The sequence below is a fragment of the uncultured Cetobacterium sp. genome, assembly GCF_945952365.1.
In the GTDB taxonomy this organism is placed as follows: domain Bacteria; phylum Fusobacteriota; class Fusobacteriia; order Fusobacteriales; family Fusobacteriaceae; genus Cetobacterium_A.
On the sequence record NZ_CAMFHX010000030.1, the window covers coordinates 1 to 15,533 of the forward strand.

The 15,533-nt window shown below is 30.8% G+C and carries 16 protein-coding genes; 2 read left to right on the forward strand and 14 right to left on the reverse strand.

What is annotated here, in order from left to right; genetic code table 11:
• Window positions 1-135: 135 nt before the first annotated feature.
• A complete protein-coding gene (locus tag Q0O83_RS09875; RefSeq protein ID WP_294096664.1) occupies window positions 136-990 on the reverse strand; it encodes a hypothetical protein in 855 nt (284 codons plus the stop codon).
• A 176-nt stretch (window positions 991-1,166) separates the two neighbouring features.
• Between Q0O83_RS09875 and corA the strand changes: the two genes are divergently transcribed.
• On the forward strand, window positions 1,167-2,216 hold the full coding sequence (gene corA / locus Q0O83_RS09880; protein WP_294096666.1) for a magnesium/cobalt transporter CorA: 1,050 nt from the start codon (window positions 1,167-1,169) through the stop codon (window positions 2,214-2,216).
• A gap of 42 nt (window positions 2,217-2,258) precedes the next feature.
• The gene (locus tag Q0O83_RS09885; protein WP_294096668.1) at window positions 2,259-3,083 is read left to right on the forward strand and encodes a mechanosensitive ion channel domain-containing protein; all 825 of its coding nucleotides are present in this window, start codon (window positions 2,259-2,261) and stop codon (window positions 3,081-3,083) included.
• 39 nt (window positions 3,084-3,122) lie between these two features.
• Here Q0O83_RS09885 and Q0O83_RS09890 read toward each other — a convergent pair whose 3' ends face one another.
• The 13 genes from Q0O83_RS09890 to rnc form a co-directional block, all read right to left on the reverse strand.
• Window positions 3,123-4,547 carry an aspartate ammonia-lyase gene (locus tag Q0O83_RS09890; RefSeq protein WP_366515961.1) on the reverse strand — a complete coding sequence of 475 codons (1,425 nt, stop codon included), beginning with the start codon at window positions 4,545-4,547 and terminating at the stop codon, window positions 3,123-3,125.
• 177 nt (window positions 4,548-4,724) lie between these two features.
• Complete coding sequence (locus tag Q0O83_RS09895; RefSeq protein ID WP_294096672.1) at window positions 4,725-5,435, reverse strand: GntR family transcriptional regulator; 711 nt, start codon at window positions 5,433-5,435, stop codon at window positions 4,725-4,727.
• Window positions 5,436-5,581: 146 nt separating this feature from the next.
• On the reverse strand, window positions 5,582-5,986 hold the full coding sequence (gene cdd, locus Q0O83_RS09900; protein ID WP_294096674.1) for a cytidine deaminase: 405 nt from the start codon (window positions 5,984-5,986) through the stop codon (window positions 5,582-5,584).
• Between the two features lie 4 nt (window positions 5,987-5,990).
• The gene (deoD, locus tag Q0O83_RS09905) at window positions 5,991-6,695 is read right to left on the reverse strand and encodes a purine-nucleoside phosphorylase (protein ID WP_294096676.1); all 705 of its coding nucleotides are present in this window, start codon (window positions 6,693-6,695) and stop codon (window positions 5,991-5,993) included.
• Window positions 6,696-6,725: 30 nt separating this feature from the next.
• Window positions 6,726-7,907, reverse strand: a complete 1,182-nt coding sequence (locus Q0O83_RS09910; protein WP_294096678.1) for a phosphopentomutase — start codon at window positions 7,905-7,907, stop codon at window positions 6,726-6,728.
• A 62-nt stretch (window positions 7,908-7,969) separates the two neighbouring features.
• Complete coding sequence (locus tag Q0O83_RS09915) at window positions 7,970-8,935, reverse strand: BMP family ABC transporter substrate-binding protein (protein ID WP_294096680.1); 966 nt, start codon at window positions 8,933-8,935, stop codon at window positions 7,970-7,972.
• Window positions 8,936-9,010: 75 nt separating this feature from the next.
• Entirely contained in the window at window positions 9,011-9,298 is a 288-nt protein-coding gene (locus Q0O83_RS09920; RefSeq protein ID WP_294096682.1) for a metal-sensitive transcriptional regulator, read from the reverse strand.
• Window positions 9,299-9,392: 94 nt separating this feature from the next.
• On the reverse strand, window positions 9,393-10,454 hold the full coding sequence (gene disA, locus Q0O83_RS09925) for a DNA integrity scanning diadenylate cyclase DisA (protein WP_294096684.1): 1,062 nt from the start codon (window positions 10,452-10,454) through the stop codon (window positions 9,393-9,395).
• A complete protein-coding gene (gene radA, locus Q0O83_RS09930; RefSeq protein ID WP_294096686.1) occupies window positions 10,447-11,832 on the reverse strand; it encodes a DNA repair protein RadA in 1,386 nt (461 codons plus the stop codon). Before radA ends, disA begins: the two co-directional genes overlap by 8 nt.
• 7 nt (window positions 11,833-11,839) lie before the next feature.
• Entirely contained in the window at window positions 11,840-12,322 is a 483-nt protein-coding gene (gene coaD, locus Q0O83_RS09935; protein WP_294096687.1) for a pantetheine-phosphate adenylyltransferase, read from the reverse strand.
• An 8-nt stretch (window positions 12,323-12,330) separates the two neighbouring features.
• Complete coding sequence (locus Q0O83_RS09940; RefSeq protein WP_294096688.1) at window positions 12,331-13,797, reverse strand: Rne/Rng family ribonuclease; 1,467 nt, start codon at window positions 13,795-13,797, stop codon at window positions 12,331-12,333.
• Entirely contained in the window at window positions 13,769-14,818 is a 1,050-nt protein-coding gene (locus Q0O83_RS09945) for a radical SAM protein (protein WP_294096689.1), read from the reverse strand. The genes Q0O83_RS09940 and Q0O83_RS09945 overlap by 29 nt, the downstream gene beginning before the upstream one ends.
• The gene (gene rnc, locus Q0O83_RS09950; protein ID WP_294096690.1) at window positions 14,805-15,515 is read right to left on the reverse strand and encodes a ribonuclease III; all 711 of its coding nucleotides are present in this window, start codon (window positions 15,513-15,515) and stop codon (window positions 14,805-14,807) included. The genes Q0O83_RS09945 and rnc overlap by 14 nt, the downstream gene beginning before the upstream one ends.
• Window positions 15,516-15,533: the final 18 nt, after the last annotated feature.

The following is a 15,533-nucleotide window of genomic DNA, read 5'->3' on the forward strand; positions in this document are numbered from 1 at the left end:
TTCTGTTATTTTCATAACTTCTGACTATTTTCTCTATTCGGTTGTTAATGTCCTTTTCTATAATTCTTGCCGGCGGCGTTTCCCGCTGACAAAAATTATAGTACCATAAATTTTAAACTCCGTCAATAACTTTTTTTATTTTTTTAAAATTTGTTTTTCTTTTATCTCTAATTCCTCAGGAAAAACAAGATTTTCTTCAACTAATTTTTTTAAAATATCTAAATAAAATTTTTCACCTAAGCTATACTTCAATGTTTCTCCATAAGCCATTACCAAAGGAACATAATCCTCTTCTAAAAAACCTTCTGGATTTTTTCTTCTAAATGAAGAACTCATTGATAACTCCTTGTTTATACATGGTGTATCATAATAGTCCTCTATTGTGAAACCTGTTGTAAAATCATCTGGAACCGTTATATACAATAGACTATTGTCCTCTTCTGAGATTATATCTATTGGCCACAAGCTGCATACTAAAGGCTTCTTCTCTACAATCTCTTTTGCTCCTAAATTATTTTCTAGACATATCGAATGTAAAGAACATAACACTGATTCATTATTAGGTTTAAATGAGCAACTACAAAGTGATACCTCATTTTCAACTACTTCATCAGGTACAAGACACTCGTCTGTTTTTATACTTTCTATTATATCTGCTAATTCAAATCCATTTTCTAATAAAATATCTATATTTTTTGTTTTTTCATTATATTTTTCTAAATTATCTAAAATAAAATTTCTTGTTGTCTCTTCATAGATAGTAGGATTATCTGCACAACAAGGATCTTGGCATTTAAAACAGTCAAAGTTTGCTAAATTTGAAAAAGAACTATAGTCAACAAGAGCTTTATAATCTTTTCCTCTCATACTCACTATAGTTTCTAAGACATCAACTCTTGTAAAATGTTCTCTTAGCATCTCCTCTCTCTCTTCACTAACCTTATATACCTCTTCTCCTTTTGGATGATTCAAAAATAAAAAATAGTTCATAACATCTCCTCAAATTATTAAAATATACTAATTGCATTCTAACATAAATTACGTTTTTTTTACAATTTTTATAAATATTCAAATTAAGTTCTACTTATGTATTGTTTTTCTCTTTTAGTTATAGTAATATATTGAATATAATATATTATTATAGTATAGGTACAGGAGGTATTATTTTGAACAAAAAAATAGGACTACAGCCCGGAACTCTTTTATATACTGGTGACCGTCACATAACAACAGAGATTCCTATAACTCACTACATATATAACCATGAATCTTTTAAAAAAAATAGTTTCATTTTTAAGGATAATCTTTTAGTAGAACTTCATCCTTCAAATGTAAACTGGTTAAATATAGGTGGAATCCATAATATTGATCTTATTAAAAAAGTAGGAGAAGCTTTTAATATTGACTCTTTAATTTTAGAGGATTTACTTAATAACTCTCAAAGACCTAAATTAGAAATTAGAGATGATTATATTTTCATTACATTAAAAATGATTTCGCATGCTAGTAAAAAACATAAATACGAATATGAACAAGTTTCATTCATATTATTTTCAAATCTTTTAATCACTTTCCAAGAGAATCCATTTGATGTTTTTGATAATATCAGAGGAAGAATTGAAAAAGGCAGTGGAAGGTTAAGAAATAAAAAAGAGGGTTATTTAACTTATGCTTTAATCGATAGAATCGTGGATAACTATTTTTTAATCATCGAAGATCTTGAAGAGAGAATTGACGATTTAGAAAGCAAAGTTACTACTGATCCTAAGAAAAAAGATTTCGATGAAATTCTAGAATTAAAAAAAGAACTTTTAAAATTTAGAAAAGCCTTAGCACCATTAAAAGAGGTTTCTGCTAAATTTAAAGATTCAGATATCCAAGAATATTTAGGTGAAGATACTGATATCTACTTAAGAGATTTACAAGACCATATCATAATTGCAAATGAATCTAATGATGCTCTTTTCAATAGAGGAAATGAGCTATTACAACTTTATCACTCTACTATAAGTACTGGAATGAATGAAATTATGAAAGTTTTAACTATGATTTCTACAATTTTCATTCCGTTAGGGTTCTTAGCTGGACTTTATGGTATGAATTTCGAATATATACCTGAATTAAGTTGGAAATATGGATATTTCACTCTTCTAACTATTATGGGGCTTATAATTTTAGGAACTGCCATCTTCTTCAAAAAGAAAAAATGGTGGTAAAAAATTAATTTATAATATTTATTTTAAGGAGGTTTTTCCCAAATGGAACAAACATTAGCAACTTTTATTAATGAATTCACAGCTGCAGTAGCTAAATCAGCTCCTCTTTTCATTAAAAAAGTAATCTTTTTAGCCATCTTATGGACTACTTACAAACCGGTTAAAGGTTTCTTAATGAAAGCTTTTAACAAATTTTTATCTCTAAAAAAATTAGATGAACTTCTAATTCACTTTTTAGAGTCATTCTTAAACATTATAATCATAATCTTCTATGGATTAAATGTTATTCAAATCCTAGGAATTGAAATGACATCTATCATTGCTCTTCTTGGATCAATCGGTATCGGTATTGGACTTGCACTTAAAGGAAGTTTATCTGATCTTGCTGGTGGAATGCAAATACTAGCTTCTAGATACTTCACTAAAGGTGACTATATTGTAACTTGTGGAATCGAAGGGATTGTTCAAAGAATAACTTTCCTATACACTGTTTTACATACTGTTGATAACAAATTTGTTGTTGTTCCTAATGGAAAACTTTCTGGTGAAGTTATCATCAACGCTGGTGCTAACAACGAAAGAAGAGTTGATTCTGTATTCTCAGTTTCTTATGACACATCTATCGATAAGGTAAAGGAGTTACTTACTCAAATTGCAAAAGAGCACAAACTTATTCTTCAAGATAAGGATATATTTGTTAGACTTAGCAAACACAACTCAAGTTCTCTAGACTTTACTATGAGAGTTTGGGCAAAAAAAGAAAACTATTGGGAAGTTTTCTTCGATTTACAAGAACTTGTTAAAAAGAAATTCGATCAAGAAGGAATTGAAATTCCATATAACAAACTTGATGTTTACCAAAAGTAGAAAAAAGAGGCTAAGATTTAGCCTCTTTTTTTATATATTTTATCTATTTTTTAATAAACTTTTTCCTGGAATTCCTGGTTTTGTCATTTCAAATGGATTTAAAATTATATCTAACTCCTCTTTTGTTAATAACTTTCTTTCTAATATTAGATCGATTACTGAAACTCCTGTCTTTATAGATGTCTTAGCAATATCTGCTGCATTTTTATATCCTATATGTGGATTTAAAGCTGTTATTGTCCCAACACTCATATCCACTAATTGTTGACATCTTTCTTTATTTGCTGTTATTCCAACTAAACAGTTATCAATTAAAGTATTTACTCCATTTTTCAATATCTCAATCGATTGGAATAGATTAAAGAATAAAACTGGCTCAAATACATTTAGCTCCAATTGTCCAGCTTCTGCTGCTTTAGTTACTGTTTGGTCGTTTCCAAAAATTTGGAAACAAACTTGATTCATAACTTCTGGTATAACTGGATTAACTTTTCCAGGCATAATTGATGATCCAGGCTGTTGTTGAGGCAGATTAATCTCTGCTAATCCTGTTTTTGGTCCTGAAGCCATAAGTCTTAAATCATTACACATTTTTGATAGATTTACTGCTGTAACTTTTAAAGCTGAAGATAACCATACAAAACTATCTAAGTTTCTTGTTCCATCAACTAAATCATCAGCTTGAACAAAATCTACAGTTGTAACTTCTGATAAAATTCTAACAACATCTTCTACATATTTTGTATCTGCATTTATTCCAGTTCCTACAGCTGTTGCCCCCATATTCACTGTTTTTAAATCCTCTAAAGCTATCTTAATTCTTTTTATATCTCTTGCAACCGGTTGTGCATAAGCTTTAAACTCTTGCCCTAATCTTATTGGCACTGCATCTTGCAAATGTGTTCTACCCATTTTTATAACATCATCAAACTCTACACTTTTCTCTAGCAACGTTGAATTTAATTTCTCTAAGCTTTTTAATAGCTCTTCAGACATCATCTGTAAAGCTAACTTTCCAGCTGTTGGAATTACATCATTTGTTGATTGCCCATAGTTAACATGGTCATTTGGATGAACTTTATCATACTTTCCTAGCTCTCCCCCAAGTAACTCGCCTGCTCTATTTGCAATAACTTCATTTATATTCATATTCATAGATGTTCCAGCTCCACCTTGTATCACATCAGTTATAAACTGATCCATGAATTGCCCATCTATAATTTCATCCGATGCTTTTACTATTGCATCTACAACATCTTTCTCTAAAACTCCAGCTTCTAAATTTGCTATTGCTGAAGCTTTTTTTACATATGCTAACGCTTTTATAAAATCATTTCCTAATCTATACCCCGTAATATAGAAATTATTTTTTCCTCTTAATGATTGAACCCCATAATAAGCATCTACCGGAACTTGTAATGTTCCTATTGAATCACTCTCTAATCTAAATTTTTCCAAAACCATTCACCTTCCCTTTATTTATCCCCAGAACTTTAAAACTTTAAAACAAAATTTTCATTTTCAACTTTTTTGAAAATAAACATTTCGTTCTTTATCCGTTCATTCGTGCTTTCTTGTTTTAAAGTATACTGTTTTTTTTGTAAAAGTCAAGTCTTTTTTATGATCTGTTTTTAGATTTTTTTATTTCAACAAAATAAATGTATCCTCTTTTGTAACTTCCTCTTTTACTTCAAAGTATTCTGGATTTTCAGCTTCTAATTTTTTTAACTTTAATAATGTTCTTCCTAAGTGATGCTCTAACATACCTCTCAGTTTATCAATATCTCTTTTTTCTAAAGCTGCCAAAATCTCTTCGTGCTCTTCTACAACTGAAATATCACTCGTTTTGTTTTTTGCATTTAAAACTCTTACTCTTTGATAATGTCCTGTTCCGTTTGATGCTAACTCCCATAATCCTGGAATCTCAGCTTTCTCAAATATCATTTTATGGAAATCATTATCCATCTTATGAAACTCTAAATAATTACGATTACCTTCACAGTAAACTCTTTGCATTTTTATATTTGTTCTTAAATCTTCTACAAACTCATCATCTAAATTCTCTACTACTCTTTCAAATGCAGCAGTTTCAAGAGCTACTCTAAGAACTTTAGCCTCTAAGACTTTTTGAGCACTAATTTTTGTTACAAATGTTCCTTTTTGCGGAATACTTTCTATCAATTGATCATGCTTTAATAGTATCAAAGCTTCTCTTATAGGAGTTCTACTCATTCCTAATTTTTCTCCTATAACTTTTTCACTTAACTCACTTCCAGGCTTTAAATTTAATTCAAATATATTTCTTTTCAAAATTTTATATGCATAAGCTGAATTGCTATTTTCTCTTGACATATCTTTCCTCCTAGTTTATTTTTTCACATACTTTTATACAAAACAATATATCTCTATAATAAAATATACTAGCTGCTTTGTCAAACTCAATATTTCACCAAAAAAAAATAGGGTGATATACACCCTATTAAAATCTCTATATATTCTTATAACTCAAATCCATATGGTAATAATTCTTCCATTGTCATTAATTTATAATCTCTTTTTAAGTTTCCAAGAATAATTATAGTATCATCATTTGCAAACTCTTTTATAACTTGTCTACATGCACCACAAGGACTTACTGGCCCTGTTGTATCTGCTACTACTGCGATTAGTTTTATTTTTCTCATACCTTTACTTGCTGCTGCAAAAATAGCACTTCTTTCAGCACAATTAGAAAGTCCATATGAACCATTTTCAATATTTGCCCCTGATGTTTCTTCATCATTCTCATCTACTAAAACAGCTCCTACTTTAAAGTTTGAATATGGTGCGTAAGCTTTCTCTCTAGCTAATATAGCTTTCTCAACATATTCTAAGATAGTTTTTTCATCTAATAATTTCACCATAAGATTACTCCGAAACACTTTCTAAAGCTATTTCTATCATATCTTTTAAAGTTGTTTGTCTCTCTTCAGATGTTGTTTCCTCTCCTGTAACTAACGAATCAGAAATTGTTAAAATCGTTAATGCTTTAGCATTATATTTTGCTGCGATTGTATAAAGTGCTGCTGTTTCCATCTCAACACATAAAACCCCAAACTCTGCCCACTTTTTGTAAGATTCAAAATTATCTCCATAGAACTCATCTGCTGTTAAAACATTTCCACCTTTAACTGGGATTCCTTTTTTTGCTGCTGCTGAAGCTGCATTCATAAATAATCCAAAATCAGCTGTAGGTGCAAAGTCAGCTCCACCAAATCTAAGTCTATTCATTCCCGAAGTTGTCGAAGATGACATAGCTAAAATTACATCTCTTATTTTTACATCTTCTCTATAAGACCCTGCAGTTCCAACTCTTATAAGATTTTTAACTCCATACTCTCTAATTAACTCATTTACATATATTGAAATTGAAGGAACTCCCATTCCTGTTCCTTGAACAGATATTCTTTTCCCTTTGTAAGTTCCTGTATATCCATACATTCCTCTTACTTCATTATAACAAACTACATCCTCTAAAAAAGTTTCTGCTATCCATTTCGCTCTAAGCGGATCTCCTGGTAGTAATACCGTTTCTGCTATTTCTCCCTTTTTTGCTCCTATATGTACGCTCATCATATCCTCCTAATTTACTTTATTATTTTTTTATTTTGTTATTTTTGTAGCAAAACTTCCTGTTAAGTCAGTTTTACCCAATAAAAACTCCTCTACTGTTGCTGCTATAGTTGAGAACCCTTCTAAAATTTCTAAGTTTACATCCTGCTTCATATTTTTACCATACACTAAAACAGGGATATACTCTCTCGTATGATCGCTTCCTTTATAAGTTGGATCACATCCATGATCAGCTGTTAATATTAAAAGTTCATTTTCTTTTAAATTTTCTATAATTTCAGGAAGATAGTTATCAAATTCCTCTAACGCTAATTTATAACCTTTAGGGTCTCTTCTATGACCAAATTTCATATCAAAATCAACAAGATTTGTAAAAATTAATCCTTTAGTATCTTTTTTAAGCTCATCTATAGTTTTTAAAATCCCATCTACATTATCTTTATTTGTACCTCTACTTCTTGTTAATCCAACACCAGCAAATATATCGCTAGTCTTTCCTATTCCGATTACATCTAATCCCGAATTTTTTATTCTGTCTAACATACTCTCTTTAGGTGGTTCAACTGAATAGTCATGTCTATTTGCTGTTCTTGAAAACTCTCCAGCTTTTTTTCCTACAAAAGGTCTAGCTATTACTCTAGCAACAGGAGATAACTCAGTACAAATTTCTAAAGCTTTTTTACAAGCTTCATAAAGCTCATCTAAAGAGATTAACTCCTCGTTTGCAGCTATTTGGAATACAGGATCAGCAGATGTATAAACGATCCAATCTCCTGAAGCTAATTGCTCTTCTCCATAAACATCTAAAACATCTGTTCCAGAATATGGAAGATTACATAAAACTTTTCTTCCAGTAGCTTTTTCAAAAGCTTCAATTGTTTCTTTCGGGAACCCATTTGCGTAAGTTGGGAATGCTTTCTCTTGAACTATTCCTGCTATCTCCCAGTGCCCTGTTGTTGTATCTTTTCCTTTTGATAATTCAGAAGCTTTTCCAAAAGCTCCTGTTGCATTTTTCATAGAATCCACACCTAAAATTTCAGTTATGTTTCCTAATCCTAATCTCTCCATATTTGGAAGATTTAATCCACCTGTTGTAAGTGCAATATTTGCTAAAGTGTTTGTTCCTTCATCCCCAAACTCTTTTGCATCTGGTAATGCACCTATTCCAGCACTATCTAAAACAATCAGTGTCACTCTATCTAATTTTTCCATATCACTTCACTCCTTTTGTATAAGGTAACAAAAGGCTGATCAATTAGATCAGCCCCCTTTTATTATTTATCGCTAACTTTAATTTCTCCAGCCATTAACTTAGCTTTAATCTCTTCAAACTTTTGAAGTTTTTCAGCACCGATGATCTCTTTTGTAAATTCGAACTCAGTTACTCCAACTCCATTTTCTTTTGCTCCATAAACAGTTAATCCTGGTTCGAACTCTCCGTTTGTTAAAGCTTTAACTGTATCATAAACTCCAACGTCAACATTTTTTAACATTGATGTTAAAACTGTTCCTGGCTCTACACCATCTTGATTTGAGTCAACACCGATTGCAAAAACTCCCTTTTCTTTTGCAGCAGCGATAACTCCCATTCCTGTTCCACCAGCTGCATGATATATTACATCTGCACCTTGGTTGATTTCAGAAATAGCATTTTCTTTTCCTCTAACTGGGTCATTGAAAGGATTTGGTCCTGTTGTGTAAACAGAGAAGAATTTAACTCCTGGGCTTACATACTCTGCACCTTGCTTAAATCCTACTTCGAATTTCTTGATTAAAGGATTTTCCATTCCTCCAACAAATCCAACAGCATTATTTTTTGTCATTAATCCTGCTATAACTCCAACTAGGAAAGATCCCTCTTCCTCTTTGAAAACTAATGATTTAACATTTGGTAAATCTACAACATCATCAATCATTAAGAAGTTTACATCTTGATAATCTGCAGCTACAGTTCTAGCTGATTCTGTCATTTGGAATCCAGTAGCTATTATTAAATCATATCCAGCTTCTGCATACTCTCTTAAGAACTCTTCATCTTCTGCAGGTGAAGCTGGTTCTACATATTTAAATTCAATCCCTAAATCTTTTTTTGCTTGCTCTAAACCTCTGTAAGCTGCATCGTTAAACGACTTGTCTCCTAATCCACCAGTAGAAAGAACAATTCCAACTCTAAGTGGCTTTGCAGCAAATAATCCAATTGCTAACATCATAGACATAACAAAAGTAACTATTTTTCTCATTAATACCCTCCTAAATAACTTTATACTAGCTAGATTTTAACACATTCTTAACCTATTTCAAAGAAAAATTTGCTATTATTTCATCATTTTTCCTAAAGTATATATTAATTCATCGATTACTTTGTTCTCATCATTATTTTTTATACCCGATACAACACATTTTCTCAGATGATCCTCTAAAATAAGTTTAGCTATTCCATCTAAAGCAGCTTTAGCTGAAGAGATTTGATTAAGAACATCGTCACAATAATTATCCTCTTCAATCATTCTTTTTATTCCTCTTATTTGCCCCTCTATTCTATTAGCTCTAGCTATCATTTTCTTTTTGTCTCCGCACAATTTATTTGGACAATTTTCTTCCATTGAACTCCTCCTGTAATATCCTTTTATAGGGTATACCCCTATAAAAGGATATTATCATATAAATAAAAAAAAATCTACTTTTTTCAAGTAGATTTTATTTCTCAAGCTCCACAGTTACCTTCAATCTTTTCAGTCCTGTTTGAATTGCTTTTATTTTAAATTTACTAATACCTTTAATCTCTAACAACTCTTCCGTAGAAGCTTCTTGAATTTTAGAAAGATTTCCATGGTTATTTACAATCTTCTCAATATCTCTCTTTGTCAATTTAGTTATCTTATCTAAAATTCTGTATCCTTTAGGTGTAACTCTATTTCCTAAAGTAGAGTATGTTTTTCCATAATCTAAAACTGCTGATAATTTTTCAAGCTCTTTCAACTCATCATCTGTTAGCTTAGACAATCTATCTGTTATCTCTTCTAGATTGAATGCATCATTTGAATAATTCCAGTAATCTCTTAAGAAGTCCTCTTTTTCACTTTCTATATCCTGAATCAAATCATTTAAATGAAGCTTAACAAGTCTTCCATCCACACCTAATTCTGTCATATAGTTATTCATCTCATGGAATATTCTTGTAACTTTTTCAAATCTTTGAAGAACAACAGTTACCTCATAAAGAGTTACTAAATCATCTAATTCAAGAATAGTTAAGTTTCCTAAGGCCTTATCCAAAACAAATCTGTAACGCTCTAAAGTATTTAACCCTTGTGAAGCTTCACCCATAAGATCAGTTGTACTTCTAAGTCTATGCTTCATTTCACCTTTATAAATCGTAACAACTTTCTTTCTTTCTGATACTGCAATAACAAGCTTATCTGTTTGTTTAGCTACCCTTTGAGCTGTTCTATGTCTTGTTCCGCTCTCATTGGTTGAAAATCTCATACTTGGCTGTAAATGAACATTAGCCGAATGTATTTTTGTGATATCAGAGTCTAATATTATTGCTCCATCCATCTTACATAGTTCAAATAACTTTTCAGGTGTATATTCACAATTTATTTCAAAACCACCGTCCATTATTTTTTGAACCTCTGGATCTAAGCCAACAACTATAAGTGCTCCCATCTCACCATCTAAAACATTGTATATCCCCTCTCTTAACTTTGTCCCTGGAGCCAACAGAGAAAGAATCTCTAAGAATTCTGGGTTATTCATCTTTACTCATCCTCTCTAAAAATTCTTCTAAATTTTTTAAATATATTATTTTTAATTTATAACTATTTTTTTCAATCTCTTTTCTATTAGCTTCAGGTACATAAACACCTTTGAATCCTAACTTCTCTAGTTCTCTCAATCTCTTGTCAATAAAAAAGGCTTTTCTAATCTCTCCTCTCAACCCCAATTCACCTATCGCCGCTATTTTTTGACTTATCGCAACATTTCTATATAAAGAAACTATTGAGATTAATGCTGCCAAATCTGCTGCTGGATCGTTGATTGAAAGTCCACCTGGAATATTTATAAAAAGATCTTTCATTCCTAGATTCAATCCCATTCTTTTTTCAGCAATTGCTGTCAAGATTTGCATTCTATTTCTATCAAATCCTTGAACAATCCTTTTAGGTATTCCTATTGTGCAATCTGTTAATAAAGTTTGTATCTCTAATAAAAATACTTTAGTTCCTTCTAATACTGGAACTACCATACTTCCTATATTTTTCTCATCTCTTTCACTCAAGAAAAACTCTGAAGAATTTTTCACTTCATGTATACCTGTATCTTCCATACTAAAAACTGCCAACTCATTCGTTGAACCAAATCTATTTTTTAGACTTCTTAAAATTCTATAAAACAGCCCTTCTTCTCCTTCAAAATGAAAAACGGCATCAACCATATGTTCTAATAACTTTGGTCCAGCTACTTTTCCATCTTTTGTTATATGTCCAACTATAAAAAATGATACCTCATTTTTTTTCGCTAACTCTACTATTTTCAAAGTACACTCTCTTATCTGAGTTGGTGTTCCTGGAATAGAGTCCACTTCTGAATTATACAGTGTTTGTATAGAATCAACAATAACTATTTTAGGTTTTTTTGTAATAACATATTCATATATACTTTGAATATCTGTTTCTGACATCAAATATAGATTTTCAGAATATATTCCTAATCTCTCTCCTCTTGATTTTATTTGAGCAGGAGACTCCTCTCCAGAGACATATAAAACATCCCCATATTCTGTATACTCTTTAGCTGTCTGAAGCAAAAGTGTCGATTTCCCAATCCCTGGATTTCCAGTGATTAAAACAACCTCTCCTTTTACAAGTCCTCCACCCAATATTCTATCAAATTCAGATATTTTTGTTTTATATCTAAAGTTTTTTTCTATTTGAACATTGGCAAAGGATACAACTTTATCTTGAATATTTTGAAGTGAACTAGCTGATGATTTTATACTTTTAGCTGCGACTGGTGATACCTCTATCTCTTCATCAAAAGTTCCCCATTCTCCACAACCATCACATTTTCCCATCCATTTTATGGTTTTATACCCACATTCACTACAAATATAAAAACTTTTTGCCTTTGCCATAACTGTACTACTCCTTAACCCTTTTTTTTATCCTCTCAATTACATATTCATCTAAGTAATTATCTAACTTCCCATCATATAAAGCCAATTCTCTAACAATAGATGAACTAACATATAGATACTCTTTAGAAGCTGGTATGAAAATTGTCTCTATCTCTTTATTTGATATATCATAATTTCCATAAGCAAGTGATAATTCATATTCATAATCTGTTACAGCTCTAAGACCTCTAACTATATAGTTACACCCTATATCCTTCATATAAGTAGCTAAAAGTCCACTATGTTCTACAACTTCTACATTTTCTATATCTTTCAATACTTCACAAACCATATCTTTCCGTTCTTCTAAGGTAAACATAGTTTTTTTAGCACTGTTGTTTAATACAGCTACAATCAATTTATCACACATCTTACTTGCTCTTTTTATTATCTCTGAATGTCCTTTTGTTATTGGATCGAACGTTCCTGAATATAAAGCCAATTTCATTTTTGCACCTAACTTTCTAATATAATCTCATAATCTTTTAAAAAATCTCTATTTTTAGTACTTATTTCTATTTTTTTCCCTGATTTTTGTAAAAGAGCTTTTATAAAGTCTAAGTAGATTTCCTCTATTTTCTCTTTCACACTTTCTTTAGTCAGAATTTTAACTTTTTTTATATCTTTTTCATTTACAATATCTTTAAGTTCTTTTATTATGCTTTCAACAATCGCTCTACTTCCCTTTATTTTTCCAGTTCCTTTACAAACAGGACACTCATCTTGGAAATAATAAGATAGTGGTTTACCTAATCTTTTTCTTGTCATCTCTACTAACCCTAAGTCTGTAAAATGAATTATATTTGTTTTAACTCTATCTTTAGCTAAGTTCTCCTCTAAAACTTTTAAAACTTTTACCTTGTCCTCTTCAACTTTCATATCTATGAAATCTATTATTATTATTCCACTCAAGTTTCTTATACGAAGCTGCCTTGCAATTTCTTCTGCAGCCTCTATATTTGTTTTAACTACAGTTTCTTCTAGATTCATACTTCCAATATTTTTTCCAGTGTTTACATCTATACTCACTAAAGCTTCTGTTTTTTCTATAACTATAGAACCACCACACTCTAGATTCGTTGTAACCTCTAAAGATTTCTCCACTTCTTTTTGAATACCGTACTTATAGAAAATCTCCTCTTTCTCAGTATAAAGTTTAATCTTCATCTTTGGAATACCTTCACTAAAAGCTCTTACATAATCGATAATTTCCCAGTAGACCTCTTCATTATCCACAACTATCTCATCTATATCATTACCTATAATATCTCTTAAAACCTTACTCACAATACCGTTATCTTTATATAAAAGTTCACCGGTTCTTGCGGCTTTTATTTTAACCTCTATCTCTTCCCATTTCTTAATTAGATATTGTAACTCTTTTTCAAAATGATAGATACTTTTTCCCTCAGCAGCGGTTCTTATAATAACCCCCATACCTTCAGGAACTATTTCAGAAAATAGCTTCTCCAATCGTTCTCTTTCAACTTCGTCCTTTATCTTTTTAGAAATAGCTATATGATTATTATTTGGCATTAAAACCAAAAATTTCCCTGGGATTGTATAGTGAGTTGTTACTCTAGCTCCTTTGCTTCCTCTAGGATCACTTAGCACTTGAACTACAACTTCATCTCCGACATTCAATAACTCTTCAATTGGTTTAACACTATTCACTATCCCCGTTAAATACTTCTCTTCAAAATCCCTCAAATCCTTAACATATAAAAATCCATTTTTCTCTAATCCAATATTAACAAAAGCTGATTCCATTCCAGGAAGAACGTTAGCTACTTTCCCTTTATAGATATTTCCATTTAAAGTTCCTTCGCCTTCTCTTTCGATGTGAACTTCCATAACTTTGCCGTTTTCTAAAACTGCTGCTCTTGTTTTAAATCTATTGGTATTTATTACTACTTGGTTCATCTATCTCTCCCCTAAGAACCTGTTTCCACGGGTAAATCGTTTCATTTACTTTGATTGTATCTACCTCTAATGTATTGTCTATTTTAATTTTAAAATCTTTTCCTAACTTCTCTTTATTGACCTTATTTATACCAACAATTCTGGAAACATTCCTTTCATTAGTTTCTATCTCTAATTTTTTTTCATTTTCCAATATATTATTTAGAAAATCATAATATATCTCTCCAACCACAAGCTCTCTAAAAGCTGGATGGAAAGGTCCCCCTAAAACATTTTCGTCGTCATTTAAATCATCTGTTGGTTGTAATCCAACTCTAACAATATTTATATTATTATAATCTAAAAGCGAATATATCTTTTTACATCTTTTAACTGCTTCATCTAAAGTTAAAGGTGCATATGTTCCTTGCTTAAACATATCTGCCATCTCTGTTTCTTTTATAACTAAAGTTGGGTATATTCTTGCTATATCCGGTTTTAATCCCACAGTTTTTACGGCACTTAAATAGTCACTCTCATCTGTTGACCCTGGCAATCCTAACATCAACTGAATTCCTAATTCTATCCCTGCATCTTGTATAAGTTTTGAAGCAATAAAAACTTTCTCCATAGGATAAAATCTATGTGTTTGTTTCAACACATTTTCATCTAAAGACTGAACTCCTAACTCTACAGTTGTAACTCCATATTTTTTCAGCATCGTAACTATCTCTTCATCTATATAATCTGGTCTAGTTGATAGCCTAATTCCATCAACTAATCCACTTTTTATATATTCATAAACTACAGATAGATATTCTTCTTGTAATTTTATAGAAATTCCTGTAAAAGTTCCACCAAAAAAAGCCACCTCTTTCTTGGATTTTTTTGGAAGAGTTTTTAAGTATGTTTCAATTATATTTTTTATATCATCTGTAGTTACATCTGTTTCTCTACCATTTATTTTCTTCTGATTACAAAAAACACAATCATTTGGACATCCAAAATGACTTATAAAAATTGGGATATTATAGTGTTTCATAAAGTTTTACCCCTAACTTTTTGCAGATATCTTTTGCTGCAGATTGCTCGGCACTTTTTTTATTTTTTCCTTTTCCATATCCTTTTAAATCATCTTTTATAATTGCAACAACCTCAAAAACTTTTAAATGATCTGGTCCAGCTTCACTTACAACTTGATATGTCGGTATAATTTTATACTCTTTTTGACTATATTCTTGTAATATTGTTTTAAAATCTAAAATATCTTCATTTTCATTTACATGCTCAATCGGATGTCTTAAATATTTCATCGCTATATCTTTTGTTGTTACGAAATCTGAATCTAAATATACAGCTCCTAATATCGCTTCAAATACATCTCCTAATATTGAGTTTCTTTCTCTTCCACCAGTTAATTCTTCACCTTTACTTAGCATTAAATATTGCCCAAAATCAAGTGTTTTAGATATTTTTGCTAATACAGGTTCACTTACTACCATAGCCTTCAGTTTTGCTAAATCTCCCTCTAAAGCATTTGGATACGTTTTGTATAAATGCTCTGTAACAATAAGATCTAGAACTGCATCACCAAGCAGTTCTAGTCTTTCATTGTTTAATTTTCTATATTTAGCGTGTTCATTTCCGAAAGATCTATGGATAAGTGCATTTTTTAATAGGTCCTTATTTTTAAAGGTATATCCTATTTTATCTTCTAATTCTAGATATGATCTTTTCACTTATCTCTCTCCCTTTTA

Excerpts from the sequence above, each read along its gene's own strand:
- Q0O83_RS09875 (WP_294096664.1), bottom strand. The coding sequence starts at position 990 with ATGAACTATTTTTTATTTTTGAATCATCCAAAAGGAGAAGAGGTATAT.
- Q0O83_RS09885 (WP_294096668.1), top strand. The coding sequence starts at position 2,259 with ATGGAACAAACATTAGCAACTTTTATTAATGAATTCACAGCTGCAGTA.
- Q0O83_RS09890 (WP_366515961.1), bottom strand. The coding sequence starts at position 4,547 with ATGGTTTTGGAAAAATTTAGATTAGAGAGTGATTCAATAGGAACATTA.
- Q0O83_RS09895 (WP_294096672.1), bottom strand. The coding sequence starts at position 5,435 with ATGTCAAGAGAAAATAGCAATTCAGCTTATGCATATAAAATTTTGAAA.
- cdd (WP_294096674.1), bottom strand. The coding sequence starts at position 5,986 with ATGGTGAAATTATTAGATGAAAAAACTATCTTAGAATATGTTGAGAAA.
- deoD (WP_294096676.1), bottom strand. The coding sequence starts at position 6,695 with ATGAGCGTACATATAGGAGCAAAAAAGGGAGAAATAGCAGAAACGGTA.
- Q0O83_RS09910 (WP_294096678.1), bottom strand. The coding sequence starts at position 7,907 with ATGGAAAAATTAGATAGAGTGACACTGATTGTTTTAGATAGTGCTGGA.
- Q0O83_RS09915 (WP_294096680.1), bottom strand. The coding sequence starts at position 8,935 with ATGAGAAAAATAGTTACTTTTGTTATGTCTATGATGTTAGCAATTGGA.
- Q0O83_RS09920 (WP_294096682.1), bottom strand. The coding sequence starts at position 9,298 with ATGGAAGAAAATTGTCCAAATAAATTGTGCGGAGACAAAAAGAAAATG.
- disA (WP_294096684.1), bottom strand. The coding sequence starts at position 10,454 with ATGAATAACCCAGAATTCTTAGAGATTCTTTCTCTGTTGGCTCCAGGG.
- radA (WP_294096686.1), bottom strand. The coding sequence starts at position 11,832 with ATGGCAAAGGCAAAAAGTTTTTATATTTGTAGTGAATGTGGGTATAAA.
- coaD (WP_294096687.1), bottom strand. The coding sequence starts at position 12,322 with ATGAAATTGGCTTTATATTCAGGAACGTTCGATCCAATAACAAAAGGA.
- Q0O83_RS09940 (WP_294096688.1), bottom strand. The coding sequence starts at position 13,797 with ATGAACCAAGTAGTAATAAATACCAATAGATTTAAAACAAGAGCAGCA.
- Q0O83_RS09945 (WP_294096689.1), bottom strand. The coding sequence starts at position 14,818 with ATGAAACACTATAATATCCCAATTTTTATAAGTCATTTTGGATGTCCA.